The sequence below is a fragment of the Serratia sp. KH_031 genome (genome assembly GCF_057839655.1).
In genome coordinates this window covers 2,598,174-2,621,368 of record NZ_CM174496.1, presented here as the reverse complement: position 1 = coordinate 2,621,368, position 23,195 = coordinate 2,598,174, and the positions used below count along the sequence as shown (strand labels likewise).

The following is a 23,195-nucleotide window of genomic DNA, read 5'->3' as shown; positions in this document are numbered from 1 at the left end:
GTGCGACCATGAGCACCATTGAAAATCCACAATTGCAAACCAGTAGCGCGAGTCAATCTTCTCTGCTACTGGATGTTAAAGATCTACGTGTCACTTTTGCTACGCCAGACGGTGACGTGACCGCGGTAAACGACCTGAATTTCGACCTGCGTGCTGGCGAAACGTTGGGCATTGTTGGCGAATCTGGCTCAGGTAAATCACAAACTGCATTTGCCCTGATGGGGTTGTTGGCGAGTAATGGCCGCATTGGTGGCTCGGCCAAATTCAATGGTCGCGAAATTCTTAACCTGCCGGAAAAACAGCTCAACAAGCTGCGTGCAGAAGAGATTTCGATGATCTTCCAAGATCCGATGACCTCGCTCAATCCGTATATGCGTGTTGGCGAACAGTTGATGGAAGTGCTGATGCTGCATAAAAACATGAGCAAAAGCGAAGCGTTTGAAGAGTCGATACGAATGTTGGACGCGGTGAAAATGCCGGAAGCGCGTAAGCGTATGCGCATGTATCCACATGAGTTTTCCGGTGGGATGCGCCAACGTGTAATGATCGCCATGGCGTTGTTGTGCCGGCCAAAACTGCTGATTGCCGATGAACCGACCACCGCGTTGGACGTGACCGTACAGGCGCAGATCATGACGCTGTTGAACGACTTAAAGCGTGAGTTCAACACCGCCATCATTATGATCACCCACGATCTCGGTGTGGTCGCCGGTATCTGTAACAAGGTGCTGGTGATGTACGCTGGCCGTACCATGGAATACGGCAGTGCGCGTGACGTGTTCTATCATCCGACGCATCCCTATTCGATTGGTCTGCTGAATGCGGTACCGCGTCTGGATGCGGAAGGTGAATCTCTGATGACCATCCCTGGCAACCCGCCAAACTTGCTGCGCTTGCCGAAAGGCTGCCCGTTCCAGCCACGTTGCCCACACGCAATGGAACAGTGCGCCAGTGCTCCACCGTTGGAGCAATTTGGTGAAGGGCGCTTGCGCGCTTGCTTTAAGCCGGTGGAGGCGTTGGTATGAACACAGTAACCGACAAAAAAGTGTTGCTCGAAGTCGCCGATCTGAAAGTGCACTTCGATATTCATGATGACAAACAGTGGTTTTGGCAGCCGCCAAAAAGTCTGAAAGCAGTTGATGGCGTGACTCTGCGTTTATACGAAGGGGAAACGCTGGGCGTAGTCGGCGAATCTGGCTGTGGTAAATCAACCTTCGCGCGCGCGCTTATCGGTTTGGTGAAAGCGACTAGCGGCCGTGTTGCTTGGTTGGGTAAAGATTTGTTGGGGATGAAGCCGGAAGAGTGGCGCAATGTGCGCAGCGATATCCAGATGATTTTCCAAGATCCGTTGGCCTCGCTGAACCCACGTATGACCATTGGCGAAATCATTGCTGAACCGCTGCGTACCTATCATCCCAAAATGCCGCGTCAAGAAGTGAAAGACAAGGTGAAAGCGATGATGTTGAAGGTTGGGTTGTTGCCTAACTTGATCAACCGCTATCCCCATGAATTCTCTGGTGGCCAGTGCCAACGTATCGGTATTGCACGTGCGTTGATTTTGGAACCGAAGCTAATTATTTGTGATGAACCGGTTTCGGCGCTGGACGTATCCATTCAGGCGCAAGTGGTTAACCTGCTACAACAATTGCAGCGCGAGATGGGGCTGTCGCTGATCTTCATCGCGCACGATTTGGCGGTGGTAAAACACATTTCTGACCGTGTATTGGTGATGTATTTGGGGCACGCGGTGGAGTTAGGCACCTATGATGAGGTGTATCACAACCCGCAGCATCCATATACTCGCGCATTAATGTCAGCGGTGCCGATTCCTGATCCCGATAAAGAGAAGGAAAAACAGATCCAATTGTTGGAAGGGGAATTACCTTCGCCGATCAATCCGCCGTCTGGTTGCGTGTTCCGTACCCGTTGTCCGATCGCCGGGCCAGAATGTGCTAAGACGCGACCGTTGCTGGAAGGGAGCTTCCGCCACGCGGTGTCTTGCCTGAAGGTCGATCCGCTATAGACGCTTATTGAAAACAAAAAACCTGCCGATTGGCAGGTTTTTTTATGCAGGAAAGATAACGAAGCTTATTCTTTCCACAAAATGTGGCACAACTTATTGTCTTTCTCGCGGCAAATCAATACACGAGCAAATACGTCGTTAATCGGTTCACCGTCGCTATCGGCCAAACCGATCACCACCTCGGCGAAAAAATCTGGGTTCAGATCAAAATCGACGTGTTCTTGCCAATCTTCCGCTGGATCGTACAGTTCCGCGCCGCCACGTTCTTCAAACTGCAAGTTGAACAGCAGAATATCCGCCGGATCTAGATTGTCGCCAGCCAATTCGAGGAAAATATCGTAGGCCTGTTCCAGCGTTTCGTCTTCAGTAAGGCGGTTATTCAAATCCATCACAAATATCCTGATAACTAATAAATTGACGCTATTAAACCATGCTCATCGGGCTATTTACAGCAGTGGACTGAAAAAGTAGAACACACGTTCAACAATGCGATGCCAGAAAGGTCGTTTCACCCATTCTTTTTCATCCAACAACACCGAACGGGCGATATAGTCGTCTTGCACGCAGGCTAAATCGCTACCGAAACCGTCATCATCAATGACCAATGTGATTTCGAAATTCAGCCACAGGCTGCGCATATCCAGATTCACGGTGCCGACCAGGCTGAGCTGGCCGTCAACCAACACGCTTTTAGTGTGCAGCAGACCGCCTTCAAACTGGTAAATTTTAACACCCGCCTCCAGCAATTCGGTAAAGAAGGCGCGGCTAGCCCAGCGTACCATCGTCGAATCGTTATCACGTGGCACGATAATGCTGACATCCACACCGCGCAATGCAGCGGTACAAATGGCGTGCAGTAGATCGTCACTCGGCACTAAATAGGGCGTGGTCATGATCAACTGCTCACGCGCGGAATAGATGGCGGTCAGTAATGCTTGATGGATCATCTCTTCTGGGAAGCCGGGCCCGGAAGCGATCACCTGAATAGTGTGTCCACTTTCCTGTTCGAACGGCATGATATTGACGTCCGGCGGTGGTGGCAGAATGCGTTTACCGGTTTCAATCTCCCAGTCGCAGGCGTAGACGATGCCCATTGTCGTCGCTATTGGGCCTTCCATACGCGCCATCAAATCGATCCACTGGCCAACCCCCGCGTCCTGCTTAAAGTAACGCGGATCGACCATATTCATGCTGCCGGTATAGGCGATGTAGTTGTCGATCAGCACCACTTTGCGGTGCTGACGTAAATCCATGCGCCGTAGGAAAACACGCAGCAGGTTTACTTTCAGTGCTTCAACTACCTCAATGCCTGCGTTGCGCATCATCTCTGGATAACGGCTACGGAAGAACTGTACGCTACCGGCAGAATCTAGCAACACGCGACAATGAACGCCACGACGGGCGGCGGCCATCATCGCCTCGGCGACGTTATCCACTAAGCCACCCGGTTGCCAAATATAGAACACCATCTCGATATTGTGACGCGCCAGTTCAATATCACGGATCAATGTATTCAGCGTGGCATCGGTGGTGGTTAACAGTTGAAGCTGATTGCCTTTGACGCCATCAATCCCCTGACGGCGGTTACAAAGTTGGAATAATGGGCGGGCCACTTCACTGTACTCAGTCGCGAAAATTTGGCGGCTTTCTTTCAGTTCTTTCAACCAATTGGCGGTTGAAGGCCACATGGCTTTGGCGCGTTCAGCTCGGCGTTTGCCCAGATGCAGTTCACCAAATGACAAATAGGCAACGATTCCCACTAACGGCAGAATATAGATAACTAACAGCCAAGCCATGGCTGAAGGGACTGTACGGCGTTTCATCAAGATACGCAGCGTCACACCGGCGATAAGCAGCCAGTATCCGAACACCAACAACCAACTGATCACGGTATAAAATGTTGTCATAAAGGCGAAAAATCCTGTTCGCAAACCACCATTAACCAGTGTACGCACAGAAAGGGAAAGGTGAAACCCTTTATCGAGGCTTAAGTGGCATAAAAATGATTATCTTAAGGGACTTGGCGTAAATAAAAACCCTGATTTTCCCGCGGTATTTTTCAAAGTCAGCGTTTTCTTTGCTACTTGGATCATGATGGGAAAGGGCTATAATGCCCGCGGTTTATTTTGGACTGAAAAAATGAAACGCAGTAGAAATGAAGTCGGTCGTTGGCGGATGTTACGCCAAACTCAGCGTCGTAGACATCGTTGGTTGGAACGCCAATCGTGCAACAACCGCAAAATTATTCGTGTACGTCGTCGTTTAGATGACCAACATCGCCGCTCGTTGTTATTTGCCGTTTCTTGCGAGTGGTAAAACGAAAACAGTCCCGTGATAGGGACTGTTTTATACTCAACGAAGGCTTATTTACCCAGGTAGGCGTTCAGCATCCACACCTGTTTTTCTTGCTCTTTGATGTAATCACTCATCAGCGAAGAAGTCCCTTCATCACCGGCGTCCGCCGCCAGCGCTAACAGATCACGCTGTTGCTGTAGCAGAATGGAATACCCATCTAATAGACCGCGCAAGGTTCCTTTATCGTCGGTCACGTTGGTGTGTTCCTTGATATCGGCGTGCTTCAGATATTCGCTAAAAGCATGGCGTGGTTGTGAGCCCAAGGTCAGGATACGTTCTGCCAATTCATCGACTTTAGTCAGCAGATCGTTATAAGTTTCTTCAAACTTCACATGCAGTTCAAAAAAGTGGGGGCCGGAAATATTCCAATGATAACCACGCACATTCATATACAGCACCTGATAGTTTGCCAGCAGGGCATTGAGTGCATCAGCTAATTTCGCTGACTGCTTGCTGTCCAGGCCGATATGGTTTTTTGTCGCTTTTTTTGTCGTTGCCATAATAATCTTCTCCTGATTGTTTGTTCCGAGATTCAATTCAATACAAACACAGTAACCAGATCTATTCTGAGGTTAAAGACGATTTGGAGTATCAATACAATCGTTTAAACCAATAGCGTTACCAAAATAACTCAACGGCGAGGTAAAGCCAATTTTAACGCACAGGCTCCCAATGCCATCAATAGGGCTGCGGCAATTAACACCGCCATCAACGAGCGATCGAAGGCGGCACGAGCCAGTTGCATCAGTTGTTCACCTTGAGAAATCGTCATATTGGCGGCTAATCGCAATGCCTCGTCGATACTGTCATAGGCTAATTCTGCCACCGGAAGGTAGGCAGGTAAGATCAGACTGTGGCTGTAAGTGGCAGTCATTAATCCCCCCAGTAATGTAATGCCTAAAACGCTGCCTAATTCATAAGAGACTTCTTCAATTGAAGCCGCCATGCCGGATTTTTCTTCCGAAGCGCTGAGCATAATTGCGGTCGATGCCGCAGTAATTGCCGAACCGAAACCAAACCCCGCAATAAACAGGCTGATTAATTGAACGATAAGATTCCCTTGGTAGAGTAAGGCCAATCCGGTAATTCCGCCGCTGGCGAGAACCAGACCACCAATAATTAGATACCGTTCACCACAACGCGGTAATAATAGTCCGGCTAAGGGGCCGGCAAGCGCAGAGGCCAACGGAATGGGTAAAATAAATAGCCCAGCTTGCAACGGTGTAAAACCCACCACCAATTGCAGATGTTGGCTTAATACCAATTCGATACCCACCAGTGCGATCATCGAAATAAGTGCGACGCTGACACCACCGGCAAACATCGGATTACGGAACAGGGAGAAATCAATCATTGGATGTTGGCTACGTTGCTGACGACGAACAAACAATGCCAAGAACGCGATGCCAATCAGAGCGGCAACCCCCAAAGTAACCATTGAAGGGAAAGGTTTGCTCAGTTCCTTCAGCGCATAGATTGAGCCAACCAGACCGATCATGATTTGCACCGAACCTACCACATCATAAGGCCGTGGGTTTTCGCCGCCGCAATGTGGAATCAGCTTTATTGCGAAGGGTAAAACTAACATCACCACCGGCACGTTGATTAAAAACACCGAGCCCCACCAGAAATACTCCAGCAAGATGCCGCCGACTACCGGACCAATCGCTGCACCACCTGAGGCGACCGCCGCCCAGATGCCGATCGCTAATGCACGTTCGCGCTCATCGGTAAATACGTGGCGCACGATGGATAACGTGGCCGGCATCATCATTGCGGCACCGATGGCCAAGAAAACGCGTGCGGCAATCAGCCATTCAGCAGTTGGTGAAAAGGCCGCGCAGAGCGAAGCGAGGGCAAAAACTGGCAACCCGGCAATGAATAAACGTTTATGACCGATTCGGTCGCTCAACATCCCCGCGCCAGGCAGCAAACCCGCGACTACCAACGGATAGGCGTTCACAATCCAAAGTTTTTCCGATGCACTGGCGTCCAGTGCCTGTGTCAGACGCGGCAGTGCGGTATATAGCACCGTCATATCGATAATGATCAAAAATAGGGCGCTGGAGATCATCAACAGGATCAGCCAACGGTTGTTCACGTGCATAATAATGACCCAAAAGTAAAAAACGACGTGGTATAATATAAATCCATACGCACGTATTGAAAAGAGGTGTTTCTCAATGGGACGTCAACGTAGTATCGATCGCGACAAAGTTTTGGATGCCGCCGAAGAAATAGTCGCCACTCAAGGCGCAGCCGGGCTGACTATTGATTCGGTCGCGAAAGCGATGGGGATCTCGAAAGGCGGGGTGCAATATTGCTTTGGCAATAAAGAGGCGCTGATCGATGCCATGTTCGAACGTTGGGGAAAAGCCTACGATAACGCTTTTGACAAGATTGTCGGCAGCACGCCATCGCCAGAGCAACGGGTTCAAGCGCATATGCAGGCGACGTGCAGCTCTGATCAAGCCTCCAGCGCCAAAGCGGCGGGATTAATGGCGATGCTGATCCAAACGCCTGAGCATCTGGATGGCACCAAAAAATGGTATCACAGTCGAATCGAAGGATTGGATCTCACGACTGAACAGGGCAAAAGGGCGCGCTTGGCCTTCCTTGCCTCGGAAGGCGCATTTATGATGCGTTTCTTTGGCTTGATGGACGTCTCACAGGAAGAGTGGGAAAGCATGTTTGCGGATATGCAAGCGTTCATTTTCCAACCCACGCGCAATGAAAAATAACCTATCACAGCGATAGCTGGCGATAGTGACAGAAGAGGGAGTATCTTTACTACACAAGATATCCCTCGTAAGAACCCATTTTAGCCAGCCGCTCCGTGCTGGCTTTTTTTTGCTCAAAATACTTGTTTATACGGCTTGACCGTCACTTCTGCATACACACCCGCGGCCACGTAAGGATCTTGTTCTGCCCAGCTTTTAGCCTCGGTCAGCGAAGCAAACTCAGCAATCACCGTGGAACCGGAGAAACCTGCGGCACCGGGATCGTTATTGTCGATCGCCGGGTTCGGGCCAGCGGTCAGCAAACGGCCAGCATCACGCAGAGTCTGCAAGCGAGCCAAATGTGCAGGGCGCACGGAGAGGCGTTTTTCTAAGGAGTTGGGAACGTCTTGTGCGTAGATCAAATAAAGCATATTTCACCTTTAAAATCATTGCCATACAACGGTGGTTACAAGGTAACGCAAAAAATAGCTCAAGGGAAAGTATTATCTGCATGCTTTGTACCCATGTTGAAGTGCCTTACTTCCTTTTTTACATTTTCTCCGCTCGCCAATAAGTTAAAAATTAGTATCAATCCTTCCTGAAAAAGGCTACGAAAAGGTTAATATCCTCATAGGTTTGCAGGTTAAAGCGACGAATCATGCCGATTACAGCGATAGTTTGTCTTTCGTTATTGAACATGATTGCTATTTGCATTTAAACTTGGCGAATCAGAGGAAACAGAATCATTATGCCGCTAAAAAAGATGTTCCCTATTCGCCGTTTATCCGTGCCAATTGTTCTTTCCGTTGGTTTGCACAGTGCCTTGGTGATTGGTCTGCTCTACGCATCCGTAAAGGAAGTGATGGATTTGCCCAAGCCAGAAGATGCGCCTATCAGCGTTATGATGGTGAATATGGCTGCTTTGGCTGAACCTCCTCCGCCAGCACCGGCAGAACCAGAGCCGCAGGTGGAGCCAGAACCTGAACCCGAGCCAGAACCGATCCCAGAGCCACCGCCGGTGCCAGTCGCGATCCCGAAACCTGAGCCGGTTAAACCAAAGCCTAAGCCAAAACCGAAACCTAAATCCGAGCAGGTGAAGCGGGAGCCGAAGAAAGTTGAACCGCGCGAACCTTCGCCGTTTGAAAACAACAATTCGGAAGCTAAGCCGATCGCCAAAGCGCCGGTAAAGCAGGCTCCTGCTGCTCCTGTGCAAGGCAATTCGCAAGATCTGGGGCCGAAGCCATTGAGCCGTGTCGCACCTATGTATCCGGCGCGAGCCAGAGCCTTACAGATCGAAGGCCGAGTGCGGGTGCAGTTTGATGTTGAGAACGATGGGCGTATTAGCAACGTGCGAGTTCTGTCTGCTGAACCACGCAATATGTTCGAGCGTGAAGTTAAACAGGCGATGCGTAAATGGCGTTATGAAGCCAAAGCGGCGAAAGATAAAATCGTTAACATTCAGTTCAAGTTGGATGGTTCGACGGCGGTGAATTGATCGCCGTTCCAGTAAAAAGGGTTGCCAATCGGCAACCCTTTTTCAATTACTCAACAGAGTCCTCGCGGAAGTTCTGTTTGCCATCGGGCAATGGGCGAGGGAGACCTTCGGGATCGACTGCCACGTAGGTAAATACCGCTTCGGTCGCGCAATAACGCTGCCCGATCGGCGCGGAAGAAACCTTTTTCACCCACACTTCGATATTGATGGTAATGGAACTGCGCCCGGTACGGATACAGTGGGCGTAGCAACACACCACATCTCCCACGGCGACCGGTTTTAGGAAGGTGATACCATCGACACGCACGGTGACCACGCGGCCTTCGGCAATTTCTTTCGCCTGAATAGCGCCACCGATATCCATCTGAGACATCAGCCAGCCACCGAAAATATCACCGTTGGCATTGGTGTCTGCTGGCATTGCCAATGTACGTAGCACCAACTCACCGTTGGGCAAAGGTCGTTGTTGTGTCATTTCAATCTGCTTCTAGAAGGGGTTCAGATAATACTGCCCGTCGTGGAATTAACGGGCATTAACAAATTCGTAACTATTTCTTTTGTTCTTCTGGCATGTGTTTGTAGATATAAATACCGCTCAACAGGGTGAATACCAACGTCAACGCGGTCAGACCGAACACTTTAAAGTTAACCCACACATCTTGTGGCAGCCAGAAAGCAACGTAAATATTTGCCAGACCACAGGCCAGGAAGAAGACCGCCCAGGCTAAGTTGAGGTTGTTCCACACACTCTCTGGCAGCGTTAGCTCTTTACCCAGCATGCGCTGTACTAACGGTTTTTTCATTACCCATTGGCTGACCAACAATGCCAAAGCGAACAGGGTGTAGATCACCGTAACTTTCCATTTGATAAACAAATCGTTATGGAAAACTAGCGTTAAAGTCCCGAACACCGCCACCATCACGAAGGTGACGAGCGTCATTTTCTCGACCTTACGGTATTTGACCCAGGTAAACACCAAAGCCAGTGCAGTCGCGACAATCAATGCCCCGGATGCGACATAAATGTCGTAGAGCTTATAAAAAGCAAAGAAGACAATGAGTGGGAGGAAATCTAAAAACTGCTTCATAAATCAATCCATCAACTGTTTAGGGGGCGACTATACCGGATTCGACGGGGTCTGTGTATCACTGGAAAACGGTGATTATCGGTGTTTGGTCGTGGAATTTCCGCATAACAGACAGAAATTTGCATAAACTTACGATCAATTCACATATACAGCCCACACGGCGTCTATACACATTATAATAGCCAGATAGTTACCATGGAAAATAATCATGCAATGGAAATCCCTCCGGTCATTGACGCCGGGTTTGACGCATTTATTAACTTACGAACGCAGTTGGTTGAAGCCTGACATTCGTGCGGGTCTATCGGTGGCGGCAGTGGCGTTACCGGTGGCGATTGCGTATGCCGAGCTAGCGGGGGTTAGCCCGGTGGTCGGGTTGTATTCTTGTATTTTACCGATGATTGCTTATGCGATTTTTGGTTCGTCACGTCAGTTAATCATCGGGCCGGATGCCGCGACTTGTGCGGTAATTGCTGCGGTGGTAACGCCGCTGGCGGCAGGCAATATGGAGCGGCATTGGCAGCTAACCATTATGATGACCGCCATGATGGGCGGTTGGTGTCTGCTAGCCAGTCGTTTCAAATTGGGCGCGCTGGCCGATCTACTGTCGCGCCCAATCCTCAGCGGTCTGCTAAACGGGGTGGCAATCACCATCATTGTTGACCAAGTGGGTAAGGTGTTGGGGTTCGGTGCCGCGCCAGCGCAGTTGATCGAACGTATTTACGCTATGCCGAGTAACTTACTGAACAGCGATTTACTGACGATCGGTGTTTCGTTACTGACGCTATTAACCTTGGTGGCGGTTAAAAAGCTGCGTCCTAATTGGCCTGCGCCACTGTTTGCTATGGTGCTGGCGGCGTTTGTCACTTGGGCGGGCAATTTACAACAACATGGCATCGTGACGGTAGGTGGATTCAGCGGTATGTTGCCGATTGTTCAATGGCCGGATTTTCAACCCGGCTTGATGCGTGACATGGTGATCCCAGCGCTTAACTTGGCGGTGGTGAGTTTCGTTAGCATGATGCTGACGGCGCGTAGTTTTGCCGCCAAAAATGGTTATGAAGTGAACGCCGATGCCGAGTTCCGCGCATTAGGTCTGGTAAACATTGTCTCGGCACTGTCACAAGGTTTCGCCATCAGCGGGGCGGATTCACGTACTGCGGTGAATGATGCCAACGGCGGCAAGAGCCAGCTGGTCTCGATTATTGCTGCGGTAGTGATCGGCATTGTGTTGCTGTTCCTGACGTCACCATTACAGTTTATCCCGGTCGCTGGTTTAGGCGTGGTACTGATGTACGCCGCGTGGTCGTTACTGGATATTCGTGGTATTTGGCTACTGCGTCGTCGCAACGTACAGGCGTTCAGCTTGGCAATGTTCACCTTGTTAAGCGTATTGCTAGTCGGGGTCATCAATGGGATCGGCTTGGCGGTTTTACTGGGTTTAATGCAGTTCCTACGCACCGTATTCCGCCCGACAGAACAACTGCTGGGCGTGAATGAAGAAGGGATGATTCACTCAATGGGCAACAACAACGGCATCAAGGCCGTGCCCGGTGTGATGATGTACCGCTTCAACTCGCCGCTCACTTATTTCAACGTGGCTTATTTCAAACGCCGTATCCTTAATTTGGTAGATAGCACACCGTTCCAGCCGCGCTGGGTGGTGGTTGATGCGGTGGCGAGTTTTACTCACGCGGATATCAGCGTGTTGGCGGCGATTGATGAACTGAAACGTGATTTGTTACAGCGTAACGTCAAGTTGGTGTTGGCGGGGCGTCGAACCGAACTGACGCGTTGGTTCCGTATTAACAAAGTGGGGCGTGATGAAGATTTGATTTTGGTGCCGGATCTCTATCTGGCGTTGAAATTGATTCAGAGTAAAGAACAGGCGGAACCACAGCCAGCGTAATTAGGTCATTGTAAACAAGCAAAAAGGGCACACCGCACTGGCGTGCCCTTCAACGTTAGTGAGCTGTGATTAGTTACGCAGCAACATATACAGACGGCACAGGTAAATCAGCAATAAAGCAGAAACCAAGTTGCTCAGCGCCGTCAGCACCACGCTGGCGACGTTAGGTGTCAGTACCGACAAATGGCTGACCAAGAACAGAATCAGCAGTTTAGCCGCCAACCACAGCATCATCGCTGGGACGATCACTTTGGCGTTGGCAAAGGCCAGTTTGCTGCTCAACTTCAGTGAAGCAAACACGCCTTTATTGTCCGATGTCGCGATGATTGGCGCTAAAGCGAAAGCAATCGCCATAATCACCCCCGGCACCACAAACAGCGTCAGGCCGAGCTGAATCAACAGAGTGACGATAAATAGCAGCAACAGCAAACGCGGTAAAACCGGTGCAGAAGCACCAATGGCGCGCAGTGCGCTGAGGCGTTGCCCTTGGGAAACCATACGGATCAGCGTCAGCATCCCACCCACCAGCAGCACATTACCTACCAATGCAGATATCGTGGCCGCAGCAGAAACCTTCAACAACACCATTTGTTGCTCTGGCGTCATTTGTTGAATGACTTCCTGAATCCCCATACCCGCGGTGGAAGCAAAATCGCTTTCCGTTGCTGTCAGAAGTTTCAGTTGTTCGACATCCGGGCTGAAAACCTGATTCAGCAGAACGGAAATAAACGCAGTCAACAGCGCCAACAGCAGGATGGTGGCGAGTTGATTACGGAAAAAGTTAAAACTGTCACGGTACAACGTGTTGGCCGTGATAGGCATGCAGACTCCTTGGCGTCGGGAACAGAGACAAATCAGGGCGTGATTGTACCTTGTTCCGCTTCTCTGTGGCACCCCACGAATGTCGCGGTGCTGAATTCTTCGGCAATAGATATTGTAGAGATATCGGCAGAATGCTGCCAACCGTACACTTAGACGCACGATCGTCGTTTTCACCTCCAGTAATGCAAATTTAAACATGTACATAATTTGCAACAAAAGTTACTTTTTGATTTAGATCAATTCTCTATTTATTAGTGGGTTAGGTAATCAGGGTTTTAGTGGGATTTTACAAATTTAGTCATAAGATGTGATCGCGATTAGATCAAAAATACCCTCAAGTAGGTATATTCCCCTCGAACATAAACCACACTAATGGAATGGATAATGAAAAATATGAAGAAAGCAGCAGCGCTAGTGGTATTGGCATCGATGATGGCTCCTATAGCAGCCAGTGCGCACCAAGCGGGCGATTTTCTGTTCCGCGCAGGCGCCGCAACGGTGCGTCCAAATGCAGGTTCTGACGATGTATTAGGGCAAGGTTCATTCAATGCCGACAACAATACGCAGCTTGGTTTGACTTTCGGTTACATGGTAACCGACAACATCGGTGTGGAATTGTTAGCGGCTACACCGTTCCGCCATAAAGTTTCGCTGAGCGGTTCTGCGGTGAGTGGCGATATTGCCACCGTCCGCGATCTGCCACCGACGTTGATGGCCCAATACTACTTTGGTGATAAGCAAGACAAACTGCGCCCCTATTTAGGGCTGGGTGTTAACTACACCACGTTCTTTGACGAGAAGTTTAACGATAACGGTCAAGCTGCTGGTCTAAGCAATCTGAGCTTGAAAGATTCCTGGGGTGTTGCCGCGCAGGCGGGCTTGGATTACAACCTAGATGAGCACTGGATGCTGAACATGTCAGTCTGGTGGATGAATATCGAAACCAAAACTCGCTTTGACGATGCCTCTGGCGGCCATCACAGCATTGATACTCGTTTGGATCCGTGGGTATTTATGTTTGGTGCAGGTTACCGCTTCTAATAAAAGAAAGGAGGCGCGATTGCGCCTCCTGAATAACATTTCTTACTTAACCCGCATATCGTTCTCAACGGCTTTTACGCCAGCAACGCCGTGAGCTGTCTGTACCGCACGATTGGCATCGGCGCTAGAACTGACAAAACCGCTCAACTGTACACGCCCTTTAAAGGTTTCGACGCTGATCTCGGTGGACTTGATGGTCTTATCTGCCAACAGCGCTGACTTCACCTTGGTGGTGATCACCGTATCGTCGATATAACCGCCGGTACCTTCGGATTTAGCGGTTGGAGCACAAGCACTTACGGCAACAGCAACGATAGCGGCCATACATATAGCCGAAAGGGTTTTCAGGAATTTCATAAAATCACTCTCCATGCAATGTTATGTTGAACTAACGTAGACACGATAAATGTTCTACAGAAATTTTAGCTTAATCCTAAACATAAACAAGGAGTATAAACAAAGCGTTAGCCAAGGGTGCTCAGTAGAACACCCAGGTGGGTGGATCAAGAAGCGGTCGCGGCTTTCATCTCACGAACAAACTTACCCAGTTTCGCCAGCATCTCTGCCGGTTGTGCGTGATTTTGCTCGATCAGTTTGACGATGGCGGAACCAGAAATTGCCCCAGCCGCGCCGGCTTGTAATGCATCCTTCACCTGTGTCGGCTCAGAAATACCAAAACCTAATAACGGCGGGGCGGCATGGTATTCGCGCAATTTGTCGATCAGATGGTTTAACGGCAACTGCGCACGGCTTTCGGTACCGGTGACGCCAGCACGCGACAACAAATAAGTGTAACCGCGGCCATGAGAAGAGATCTCACGCAGCAAGTTGTCATCGGCATTCGGTGGGCAGATAAAGATCGGCGCGATGCCGTGGCGTAATGCCGCCGCGCGGAATTCGGCAGACTCCTCGAACGGCACATCGGCAATCAGTACCGAATCGACGCCCACTTCGGCGCAGCGCTGATAAAACGCATCAATACCATTATGGAATACCAAGTTGGCATACATCAGCAGACCAATAGGAATGGTTGGGTGCTTCTGACGAATGGCCGCCAACATTTCAAAGCATTGGTTTGGTGTTACGCCAGCCGCGAAAGCACGCAGTGCCGCACCTTGGATCGTCGGGCCATCGGCCAGCGGATCGGAGAATGGAATACCCAACTCCAACGCATCGGCACCGTTTTCGACTAACGTATCGATGATTTGCAATGACAGCGCCGGGTTAGGATCGCCCATAGTCACGAATGGCACGAAAGCGCCTTCCTTGCTGGTTTCCAGGCGTTTGAATAGTTGCTGATAACGCTCCATCAAATTTCTCCCCGTGCTTGCAAAATATCGTGAACGGTAAATATGTCTTTGTCGCCGCGCCCGGACAGGTTAACCACCAGAATCTGTTCTTTCTCAGGGTTGGCCTTAATCATTTTCAGCGCGTGGGCGAGCGCATGTGAGGATTCCAATGCTGGAATAATACCTTCGCTGCGGCTCAGCGCTTTGAACGCCTCTAACGCTTCGTCATCGGTGATCGAGACATAGTCTGCGCGACCAATGCTGTTCAGATAGGCATGCTGAGGGCCGACGGATGGGAAGTCCAAACCTGCGGAGATTGAGTAAGACTCTTCAATCTGACCATCAGAAGTTTGCATCATCGGCGCTTTCATACCGAAATAAATACCGACGTGACCGTGTTTCAGCGGTGCACCGTGCTGCCCGGTTTCGATCCCCAGCCCCCCCGGCTCTACGCCGATCAAGCCGACGCTGGTGTCATCGATAAAGTCGGCAAACATGCCGATAGCGTTGGAACCACCGCCAACACAAGCCAATACCGCATCGGGCAGACGACCTTCGCGCTCCAGAAGTTGCGCTTTGGTTTCTTCACCGATCATGCGTTGGAATTCGCGCACGATGGTGGGGTAAGGATGTGGACCCGCAGCAGTACCCAACATGTAGTGGGCTTTTTCGTAGTTACCAGACCAGTCGCGCAGCGCCTCGTTACAGGCATCTTTCAGCGTGGAAGAACCACTGTGAACCGGGATCACTTCTGCGCCCATCAAACGCATACGGAACACGTTTGGTGACTGACGCTCAACGTCTTTAGCGCCCATATAAACGCGGCATTTCAGACCGAGCAAAGCACAGGCTAGTGCCGATGCGACACCGTGTTGACCTGCGCCAGTTTCAGCGATGATCTCGGTTTTGCCCATGCGTTTAGCGAGCAGGGCTTGCCCCAACACTTGGTTGGTTTTGTGCGCGCCGCCGTGCAGCAAATCCTCGCGCTTCAAATACAATTTGGTTTTGGTGCCTGCCGTCAGGTTTTTGCACAGCGTCAGCGCGGTAGGGCGACCAGCGTAGTTTTTCAGCAAATCGGTGAATTCTGCTTGGAATTCAGGATCGCGCTGGGCGCTGACAAAGGCTTCTTCCAGTTGTTTCAGGGCTGGCATTAAAATCTGCGGTACATATTGACCGCCAAATTCGCCGAAGTAGGGATTCAGTAGCGTCATTTTTCTTTCTCTTTTCTAATCAAAATAAGGGCAATTAGTAAGCGCGTAAGGTTTGGAACACGGCGGCCACTTTGGCGGCATCTTTAATACCGGGCTCGCTTTCTACACCGGAGTTGAAATCCAAACCGGCACAGCCGAGTTTCGCCGCGTTGACACAGTTATCTGCGCTCAAGCCACCGGCCAGCATCACGTTATCCAGTTTTTCACCTTGCAACAGCGCCCAGTCGAAACTTTTTCCGCTACCGCCCGCACCGTTATCTAACAGATAACGATCAACTTGCTGTAGATCGCGCTGCGGTATTTCTTCTTTTACGCTGAGTGCTTTCCAGATCTGGCAACTCGCCGGTAATTGAGCACGCAGTTCGTCAATGTAAGCTTGATCTTCCGCACCGTGCAGTTGTACTGCGCGCAGTCCAAGGCGTTCAACGGTCTGCACGATGGTTTCCACTTTCGCTTCGCGGAACACCCCGACATATTTCAGCGGTGCGCCAGAAATCACTTCGCGGGCGCGGCTGATGTCAACATAACGCGGTGAAGTGCCAACGAAAATCAAACCGCCGTAGATGGCACCGGCTTTATGCGCGGCAGCGGCATCTTGAGGACGGGTTAGGCCGCAGACCTTGTTATCACCCAACACCACGCGGCGCACGGCGGCACGTAAATCGGGCTCGGACATCAGCGCACTACCAATTAAGAAACCGTTGGCAAAGTGGCTCAGTTCGCGAATTTGACCGTAGTTATTGATACCCGATTCGCTGATCACCGTGACGCCGTGTGGCACTTTCGGCGCTAACGTGCGGGTGCGGCTCAGGTCAATGCTTAGATCGCGCAAGTCACGGTTATTAATGCCGACTACGCGGGCTTTCAACGCGATCGCACGCTCCAACTCTTCATCGCTGATCACTTCGGTCAACACGCCCATGTTCAGGCTATGTGCCACCGCGGCCAGTTGACGGTATTGCTCATCGTTCAACACCGACAGCATCAACAAAATGGCATCGGCTTGATAATAGCGCGCCAAATAGATCTGATAAGGATCGATAATAAAGTCTTTGCACAACACCGGTTGAGTGACGGTTTTACTCACCATCGGTAAAAAATCAAAACTGCCTTGGAAGTATTTTTCATCGGTCAGTACTGAAATCGCCGAGGCATAATCTTTGTAAACCGCCGCAATCTCGACCGGATCGAAATCTTCGCGAATTAATCCTTTAGAAGGGGACGCTTTTTTGCATTCAAGGATAAATGCCGTTTTGGCTCCTTGCAGTGCATCATAGAAACTGCGTTCGCTTGGCACGATCTCATTTTGAAAGCTGACCAAAGGTTGCTGTTGGCTGCGTGCCGCGATCCATACTGCTTTGTCGCGAACAATCTTGTTAAGCACGGTTTCCTGCATCATTTATCCTCTTGCTGCCAAGGCGGTGACTAATTGATAAGCCCGCCCGCTGTGAATCACATCCAGTGCCTGCTGCGCGTTTTGGCGCAGGTCTTCTTGGCCGAATAATTTCAACAGTAACGCCACGTTAGCCGCGACTGCCGCGGCGTGTGCCGCTTCACCTTTACCTTGTAACAACCGTGCCAGAATGTCACGGTTTTCTTCCGGTGAGCCGCCCAGCAGCGACTCCAGCGGGTAACTGCTCAAGCCGAACGATTGTGGCGTCAACGTATAGTGTTCGATCTCGCCATTATTCAGCTCAGCCACTTGAGTGCTGGTGTGGATAGCGACTTCATCCATACCGCCGCCGTGAACCACTGCTGCACGCTGATAGCCCAGCACGCGCAGCGTTTCAGCAATCGGCAACACCAGTTCAGGGCTATAAACGCCAATCAATGCCAAAGGCGGACGCGCTGGGTTGATCAATGGCCCTAACACGTTGAACACTGTGCGGGTTTTCAGTTGCTGACGAACGGGCATCGCGTGGCGAAAACCAGTGTGATATTGCGGTGCAAACAGGAAGCACACACCGAGGTCGTCCAACGCTTGACGCGCTTCTTGCGCCGGTAAATCCAAACGAATACCAAAGGCTGCCAGCAGATCGGATGAACCTGAACGGCTGGAAACGCTGCGGTTACCGTGTTTGGCGATCTTAGCGCCGCAAGCCGCCGCGACAAAAGCACTGGCGGTGGAAATATTGATGCTGTTGGTACCGTCACCGCCGGTGCCGACAATATCGGCGAACGGATAATCCGGGCGCGGGAACGGCAAGGCGTCTGCCAACAAAGCTTTCGCTGCACCAGCGATTTCCGCCGGGCTTTCGCCGCGGATCTTCATGCTGATCAGCGCTGCGGCCAGTTGGCTGTGTTCCAACTCACCGCGCACGATAGCGCTAAACAGTTGCTGGCTTTCTTGCTGATCCATCGATTCGGCGCGGTACAGCTTATCGAGAATAGATTGCATGGTGATTTCCTCTGCTTACTTCGCCAGCGCCCAAGCCAAGGTTTGCTCTAATAAACGCGCACCCTGGGTGGTCAAAATTGATTCTGGATGGAATTGGAAGCCGCATACGCGCTCGGCGTCGCTACGAACGGCCATCACCATTTCGCCATATTTGGCGTTAACGACTAACTCTGCTGGAATATTGCTACCGACCAGCGAGTGGTAACGCGCCACCGGCAGTGGGTTCGCCATACCGGCAAACATGCCTTCGCCGTCGTGGGTGATCGCCGAGGCTTTGCCGTGCAGGATTTCACCGGCTTGACCGACGTGCCCACCGTAGGCTTCAACAATCGCCTGATGACCGAGGCAGATACCGATAATCGGCAACTGACCACGCAGGTGTTGCAGCAATTCCGGCATACAACCGGCTTCGGAAGGAGTGCCTGGCCCAGGAGACAGCATCAAAACTGGCTGCTCCATCTGTTGCAGACGCTCAATAATGGTGTCGGCAGCGATTTGGTTGCGGTAAATCACCACGTTGTGACCGCTGGCACGCAGTTGATCGACCAGGTTGTAGGTAAAGGAATCCACGTTGTCGAGCAATAAGATATCGGCCATCAGAACACTTCCTTAGCTTGATGCGCGGTGGCGATGGCACGCAGCACGGCACGGGCTTTGTTACGGGTTTCGTCGGCCTCGGCCTGTGGAATGGAATCCAGCACCACGCCAGCACCGGCTTGCACGGTAGCAACGCCATCTTCGACATAAGCGGAACGAATCACGATGCAGGTATCTAGATCGCCATGAGCGGTGAAGTAACCGACCGCGCCGCCGTAGCTGCCACGGCGTGAGCCTTCAGAGGCGGCGATCAATTGCATGGCGCGAACTTTCGGCGCACCGCTCAGGGTGCCCATGTTCATACAGGCTTGATAAGCGTGCAGCACGTCCAAATCTTCGCGCAGGCTACCGACAACGCGTGACACTAAATGCATCACGAATGAATAACGGTCTACTTTGGTTAAGTCCGCGACGTAACGGCTACCGGCCTGACAGATACGCGCCAGATCGTTACGCGCTAAATCGACCAACATCAGATGCTCGGCTAGTTCTTTGTGGTCGGTACGCATTTCTAGTTCGATACGGCTGTCGAGATCCAAATCCAGTGAACCATCGGCACGGCGACCGCGCGGACGAGTCCCGGCGATCGGGTAGATTTCAATCTGACGGTTGCTGGCGTCGTATTTCAGTGCGCTTTCCGGTGAAGCACCAAACAGAGTGAATTCGTCATCCTGCATAAAGAACATGTACGGGCTTGGGTTGTTATCTTTCAGCGTCTGGTAAGCCGCCAGTGGAGCAGGGCAAGGCAGGGAGAAGCGACGCGAAGGCACAACCTGGAAGATTTCACCGTGACGGATTGCCTGCTGCAATTCGCTGACCACTGCGCCGTACTCTTCGTCGCTCTGGTTGCAACTCAGTTGCATATCTTCCAGCTTTTGTTGTGGGATCGGCTGCGGCGTTTGTTGCAACTGTGCCTGCAACTGCTCAAGGCGCTGCTGCAAACGCTGCTCTTCTGCGCTGTCGGCAGTGAACAGGCTAGCCTGCAAACGGGTAAAGCGACGTTGGTGATCCAGTACCAGCAGGGTTTCTGCTAAGTAGAAGCAAAAATCCGGGCAGCGTTGGTCGTGACGCAGTTCTGGCAAATCTTCGAAACCAGCGACCAAATCGTAGGCGAACAACCCGCCGAGCAACATGGCTTCACGTTCTTCGGTTGGTGCTTCCACCAATGTCAACAGAGTCCGCAGCGCGTCAAAAACTGATAGTGAACGCAGGCGGGCATCTTCATCTTGCACCGCGTTAATGATGGGGAAAGTCAGTTCACGACCGTTCGGACGCACTTGGATTTCCACTTCCGCAGGCAGCGCATTATCCAGCAACGGCAACAGGGCGGCACCGTTAGCGGTCAGTGCTTGCAGCGTGACTTTGCGTCCTAACGCGGTGATGCGCAGGGCGCTATCAACCACTAATAAGCTTTTTAGATTTTGTTTACTGTTGATCTCGGCGGACTCCAGCAACAAAGTTGCCGGACGATCGCCACACAATTGGTGGAAGATCGCCGTTGGGTCGCCTCGGTAACTGGATTCTGCTGTCAGTAATTTAAGCTGTGGTTTGTTGTTCATTATTGCTACTTCCAGTGAAATTCTGTCCATAAAAAAGCCCGCGTTATGTGCGGGCTTAGGGAATCTGCAATGTCAGATGACAGGTATGCGTGATTACACCGCCCACAAGAGGGAGGAACGCCACCAACGATGAAGAGAAGTTTGCTTGTTCATGTCTGTACTCTCCTGTCTATCATCCAACACGGTCACCGCCGTGAACTTGTGTACTAGTTAACTGGATCGTGAAAATAAAGTCAACCCTCTCATCGTGTAAAGTTTTATCCGTAATAGTGAGTTTTTTCATTTAGGTAGATTTTATTCAATGATATACCCCAAATAATTGGAGTTGCATCAAGGCGGGTCGCTCCAGCGCATCCCTGCGCTCGCGACATTAGTGCATCCCTGCACGGCACAAGTGAATGACAAATTGGTCGTCAGACCGATTTGAACAGCGCTTGCGCTGGCCCGAAGGGGGAGCTGAGGAACGAAGCTCATAGTCCCGATGAGCTTACATCAGTAAGTGATTCGGGCGAATGAACGTAGCCAACAAAGATGCAGCTTCAAGTATGACGGGTATAGCGGTTATGATAGAAACTTAGCTACTTATTGGATGCTCCTTTTGACAGATAACAACCCACAATCCTCCGCCTTTACTCTGTACGATCTCCATAGCCATACCACCGCCTCCGACGGTTATTTAACGCCGACACAACTGGTGCAGCGGGCGGTCGAAATGCGGGTTGGCGTACTGGCGATCACCGATCATGACACCACTGCCGGGCTGGCAGAGGCCGCCACTGCCATTAGCGCATTATCACTGCCGTTGCAGTTGGTGAACGGTGTCGAGATCTCCACGCTGTGGGAGAATCACGAAATTCATATCGTCGGTTTAGGGATGGATATTGAGCATCCGGCACTGATCCAATTACTGGCAGAACAGACCGAACGTCGCAACCTGCGGGCGCGTGAAATCGGTGTGAGATTGGCGAAAGCCCGTATTGCTGATGCTTTTGAAGGGGCGCAGCAACTGGCTGGTGATGGCGCAGTTACTCGCGGTCACTTTGCCCGTTATCTGGTGCAGATCGGCGTGGCGGACAATATGGCGCAGGTATTTAAAAAGTATTTGGCGAAAGGCAAAACCGGTTACGTTCCGCCACCGTGGTGTACAATAGAACAAGCTATTGATGTCATTCATCAATCTGGCGGGCAAGCGGTAATCGCGCATCCGGGCCGTTATGAGTTGAGCACTAAATGGCTCAAACGCCTATTGGCATACTTTGCTGAGCATGGCGGTGATGCCATGGAAGTCGCACAATGTCAGCAAGCCCCGCACGAACGCACACAATTAGCCAAGTATGCGCAAGATTATCAACTATTGGCGTCGCAAGGTTCCGACTTTCACCAGCCCTGCTCGTGGATCGAACTAGGACGCAAACTGTGGTTACCCGGCGGAGTTGAGCCGGTGTGGCGTGACTGGCCGCAGTCAAATTTTTAGGAGTAAGACATGAGCCAGCTTTTTTATATTCACCCAGACAACCCGCAACCGCGTTTGATTAACCAAGCGGTAGATGTATTGCGTAAGGGCGGGGTGATTGTTTATCCGACAGATTCTGGTTATGCGTTGGGCTGTAAACTGGAAGAAAAAAATGCCATGGAGCGTATTTGCCGCATCCGTCAGTTGGATGGCAACCACAACTTCACCCTGATGTGTCGCGATCTGTCTGAATTATCTACCTACGCTTTTGTGGATAACGCGGCATTTCGCCTGATTAAAAATAATACTCCGGGGAATTACACTTTCATCCTTAAAGCGACCAAAGAAGTACCGCGTCGTTTGATGAATGATAAACGTAAAACTATCGGCTTGCGTGTGCCTTCCAATCCTATCGCTTTAGCATTATTAGATGTGCTGAATGAACCTATGATGTCCACCACGCTGATGTTGCCGGGCAATGATTTTGCTGAATCTGATCCGGAAGAAATTAGTGATCACTTGGGTAAACAGGTCGATTTGGTGATCCACGGTGGTTTCTTGGGGCAACACCCAACTACGGTTGTCGACCTCACCGAAGCCGCACCCGAAGTGGTGCGTAAAGGCGCAGGCGATCTTGCCCCGTTCCGCTAAGAAGGTAGACGAGTTGCGCCCGATAAATTCTGAAAGCACCCCGAAAAACGGATAATCCTCGCGAAAGCCGCTATCCTACAGTATCAAAAATTGAAAATTGGCAGGATGCATTTTTATGGCGAGACTCTGGATTTTATTGGCCGCATTGTTGTTATCTACAACCGCATATGCGGGCTTTTATTCAGGCAAGACGCTGCTGGATGAAAGCTCGGGTTATGAAAAAAATAAAGACGGTGCACCAACGGTGGCGGAAGCCTTGGATGGCGGCCTATTTATGGGCTATGTGGCAGGCGTTTTTGATACTTATTCGATGCAAGGAAAGCGTAATATTTGCCCAAAAGACGGTGTAAGCATTGGCACGGCATCGGACGCGGTGCTGGTTTACCTCAAAGATCACCCTGAGCAACTTCATTATTCGGCACCTTCGGTGATTATGCTGGCGCTAACGGCGGAATATCCCTGCGTTAGACACTGATTTACAGTTAACCCGTTCTTACCTGCGCCTGATGAGTTCCATCGGGCGTTTTTTATTTAAGGGGGTAATCTAGACAAACAAGAACGTTCTTAAACTTGGTTTATTTTTC

Annotated in this window: 23 protein-coding genes, 1 pseudogene and 1 other annotated feature; of the genes and pseudogenes, 10 read left to right on the top strand and 14 right to left on the bottom strand. The window is 50.9% G+C overall.

The window, feature by feature from the left end:
- The first annotated feature begins 8 nt into the window (after window positions 1-8).
- Both AC3ISQ_RS11775 and oppF read left to right on the top strand, forming a co-directional pair.
- Window positions 9-1,025 carry an ABC transporter ATP-binding protein gene (locus tag AC3ISQ_RS11775; protein ID WP_489346666.1) on the top strand — a complete coding sequence of 339 codons (1,017 nt, stop codon included), beginning with the start codon at window positions 9-11 and terminating at the stop codon, window positions 1,023-1,025.
- Window positions 1,022-2,023: a murein tripeptide/oligopeptide ABC transporter ATP binding protein OppF gene (oppF, locus tag AC3ISQ_RS11770; RefSeq protein ID WP_489346664.1), complete on the top strand. Its 1,002-nt coding sequence runs from the start codon at window positions 1,022-1,024 to the stop codon at window positions 2,021-2,023. The genes AC3ISQ_RS11775 and oppF overlap by 4 nt, the downstream gene beginning before the upstream one ends.
- A 65-nt stretch (window positions 2,024-2,088) precedes the next feature.
- Here the strand turns inward: oppF and AC3ISQ_RS11765 are convergent, their stop codons facing one another.
- Together AC3ISQ_RS11765 and cls are read right to left on the bottom strand one after the other, a co-directional pair.
- A complete protein-coding gene (locus tag AC3ISQ_RS11765; protein ID WP_429617792.1) occupies window positions 2,089-2,412 on the bottom strand; it encodes an HI1450 family dsDNA-mimic protein in 324 nt (107 codons plus the stop codon).
- 57 nt (window positions 2,413-2,469) lie between these two features.
- Complete coding sequence (gene cls / locus AC3ISQ_RS11760) at window positions 2,470-3,930, bottom strand: cardiolipin synthase (RefSeq protein ID WP_489346662.1); 1,461 nt, start codon at window positions 3,928-3,930, stop codon at window positions 2,470-2,472.
- Between the two features lie 232 nt (window positions 3,931-4,162).
- On the opposite strand from cls, the gene AC3ISQ_RS11755 reads away from it, so the two are divergent.
- Complete coding sequence (locus AC3ISQ_RS11755) at window positions 4,163-4,339, top strand: YciY family protein (RefSeq protein ID WP_489346661.1); 177 nt, start codon at window positions 4,163-4,165, stop codon at window positions 4,337-4,339.
- 47 nt (window positions 4,340-4,386) lie between these two features.
- Here the strand turns inward: AC3ISQ_RS11755 and AC3ISQ_RS11750 are convergent, their stop codons facing one another.
- Together AC3ISQ_RS11750 and AC3ISQ_RS11745 are read right to left on the bottom strand one after the other, a co-directional pair.
- Complete coding sequence (locus tag AC3ISQ_RS11750; protein ID WP_489346659.1) at window positions 4,387-4,878, bottom strand: Dps family protein; 492 nt, start codon at window positions 4,876-4,878, stop codon at window positions 4,387-4,389.
- A gap of 131 nt (window positions 4,879-5,009) precedes the next feature.
- Window positions 5,010-6,485 (bottom strand): MFS transporter, encoded by a 1,476-nt coding sequence (locus AC3ISQ_RS11745; RefSeq protein WP_489346657.1) that lies wholly within the window; start codon window positions 6,483-6,485, stop codon window positions 5,010-5,012.
- A 76-nt stretch (window positions 6,486-6,561) separates the two neighbouring features.
- Here AC3ISQ_RS11745 and AC3ISQ_RS11740 point away from each other — a divergent pair, with 76 nt between their 5' ends.
- Entirely contained in the window at window positions 6,562-7,119 is a 558-nt protein-coding gene (locus AC3ISQ_RS11740; protein WP_489346655.1) for a TetR/AcrR family transcriptional regulator, read from the top strand.
- A 113-nt stretch (window positions 7,120-7,232) separates the two neighbouring features.
- Here the strand turns inward: AC3ISQ_RS11740 and AC3ISQ_RS11735 are convergent, their stop codons facing one another.
- Window positions 7,233-7,529, bottom strand: coding sequence for a YciI family protein (locus AC3ISQ_RS11735; protein ID WP_489346653.1), 297 nt, complete (start codon window positions 7,527-7,529; stop codon window positions 7,233-7,235).
- Between the two features lie 317 nt (window positions 7,530-7,846).
- On the opposite strand from AC3ISQ_RS11735, the gene tonB reads away from it, so the two are divergent.
- A complete protein-coding gene (gene tonB, locus AC3ISQ_RS11730; protein ID WP_489346651.1) occupies window positions 7,847-8,593 on the top strand; it encodes a TonB system transport protein TonB in 747 nt (248 codons plus the stop codon).
- A gap of 46 nt (window positions 8,594-8,639) precedes the next feature.
- Here tonB and yciA read toward each other — a convergent pair whose 3' ends face one another.
- The gene (gene yciA, locus AC3ISQ_RS11725) at window positions 8,640-9,068 is read right to left on the bottom strand and encodes an acyl-CoA thioester hydrolase YciA (RefSeq protein WP_489346650.1); all 429 of its coding nucleotides are present in this window, start codon (window positions 9,066-9,068) and stop codon (window positions 8,640-8,642) included.
- A gap of 73 nt (window positions 9,069-9,141) precedes the next feature.
- A complete protein-coding gene (locus AC3ISQ_RS11720; RefSeq protein WP_489346649.1) occupies window positions 9,142-9,681 on the bottom strand; it encodes a septation protein A in 540 nt (179 codons plus the stop codon).
- Window positions 9,682-9,889: 208 nt separating this feature from the next.
- Here AC3ISQ_RS11720 and AC3ISQ_RS11715 point away from each other — a divergent pair, with 208 nt between their 5' ends.
- Entirely contained in the window at window positions 9,890-11,590 is a 1,701-nt protein-coding gene (locus AC3ISQ_RS11715; RefSeq protein WP_489346647.1) for a SulP family inorganic anion transporter, read from the top strand.
- A 69-nt stretch (window positions 11,591-11,659) separates the two neighbouring features.
- Here the strand turns inward: AC3ISQ_RS11715 and AC3ISQ_RS11710 are convergent, their stop codons facing one another.
- The gene (locus tag AC3ISQ_RS11710) at window positions 11,660-12,412 is read right to left on the bottom strand and encodes a YciC family protein (protein ID WP_489346645.1); all 753 of its coding nucleotides are present in this window, start codon (window positions 12,410-12,412) and stop codon (window positions 11,660-11,662) included.
- 393 nt (window positions 12,413-12,805) lie between these two features.
- Between AC3ISQ_RS11710 and ompW the strand changes: the two genes are divergently transcribed.
- Window positions 12,806-13,453 carry an outer membrane protein OmpW gene (ompW, locus tag AC3ISQ_RS11705; RefSeq protein ID WP_489353254.1) on the top strand — a complete coding sequence of 216 codons (648 nt, stop codon included), beginning with the start codon at window positions 12,806-12,808 and terminating at the stop codon, window positions 13,451-13,453.
- A 42-nt stretch (window positions 13,454-13,495) separates the two neighbouring features.
- On the opposite strand, the gene AC3ISQ_RS11700 is transcribed toward ompW, so the two are convergent.
- From AC3ISQ_RS11700 to AC3ISQ_RS11675, 6 genes and pseudogenes are all read right to left on the bottom strand, one after another.
- Window positions 13,496-13,810, bottom strand: a complete 315-nt coding sequence (locus tag AC3ISQ_RS11700; RefSeq protein WP_489346643.1) for a BON domain-containing protein — start codon at window positions 13,808-13,810, stop codon at window positions 13,496-13,498.
- Window positions 13,811-13,956: 146 nt separating this feature from the next.
- A complete protein-coding gene (gene trpA / locus AC3ISQ_RS11695) occupies window positions 13,957-14,763 on the bottom strand; it encodes a tryptophan synthase subunit alpha (protein ID WP_489346641.1) in 807 nt (268 codons plus the stop codon).
- A complete protein-coding gene (gene trpB, locus AC3ISQ_RS11690; RefSeq protein ID WP_489346639.1) occupies window positions 14,763-15,953 on the bottom strand; it encodes a tryptophan synthase subunit beta in 1,191 nt (396 codons plus the stop codon). Before trpB ends, trpA begins: the two co-directional genes overlap by 1 nt.
- Window positions 15,954-15,987: 34 nt before the next feature.
- Window positions 15,988-17,349 (bottom strand): bifunctional indole-3-glycerol-phosphate synthase TrpC/phosphoribosylanthranilate isomerase TrpF, encoded by a 1,362-nt coding sequence (trpCF, locus tag AC3ISQ_RS11685; protein WP_489353252.1) that lies wholly within the window; start codon window positions 17,347-17,349, stop codon window positions 15,988-15,990.
- Between the two features lie 3 nt (window positions 17,350-17,352).
- Window positions 17,353-18,948 (bottom strand): annotated as a pseudogene (gene trpD / locus AC3ISQ_RS11680) (bifunctional anthranilate synthase glutamate amidotransferase component TrpG/anthranilate phosphoribosyltransferase TrpD).
- Window positions 18,948-20,507, bottom strand: a complete 1,560-nt coding sequence (locus tag AC3ISQ_RS11675; RefSeq protein ID WP_489346637.1) for an anthranilate synthase component 1 — start codon at window positions 20,505-20,507, stop codon at window positions 18,948-18,950. The pseudogene trpD and the gene AC3ISQ_RS11675 overlap by 1 nt, the downstream one beginning before the upstream one ends.
- Before the next feature lie 28 nt (window positions 20,508-20,535).
- Window positions 20,536-20,639 (bottom strand) — a sequence feature (Trp leader region).
- 466 nt (window positions 20,640-21,105) lie between these two features.
- On the opposite strand from AC3ISQ_RS11675, the gene rnm reads away from it, so the two are divergent.
- The 3 genes from rnm to AC3ISQ_RS11660 all read left to right on the top strand — a co-directional run bounded on the left by rnm (window position 21,106) and on the right by AC3ISQ_RS11660 (window position 23,086).
- Window positions 21,106-21,981: an RNase RNM gene (rnm, locus tag AC3ISQ_RS11670; protein WP_489346635.1), complete on the top strand. Its 876-nt coding sequence runs from the start codon at window positions 21,106-21,108 to the stop codon at window positions 21,979-21,981.
- Window positions 21,982-21,990: 9 nt separating this feature from the next.
- Window positions 21,991-22,611: an L-threonylcarbamoyladenylate synthase gene (locus AC3ISQ_RS11665; protein WP_489346633.1), complete on the top strand. Its 621-nt coding sequence runs from the start codon at window positions 21,991-21,993 to the stop codon at window positions 22,609-22,611.
- 115 nt (window positions 22,612-22,726) lie between these two features.
- On the top strand, window positions 22,727-23,086 hold the full coding sequence (locus AC3ISQ_RS11660) for a Rap1a/Tai family immunity protein (RefSeq protein WP_489346631.1): 360 nt from the start codon (window positions 22,727-22,729) through the stop codon (window positions 23,084-23,086).
- Window positions 23,087-23,195: the final 109 nt, after the last annotated feature.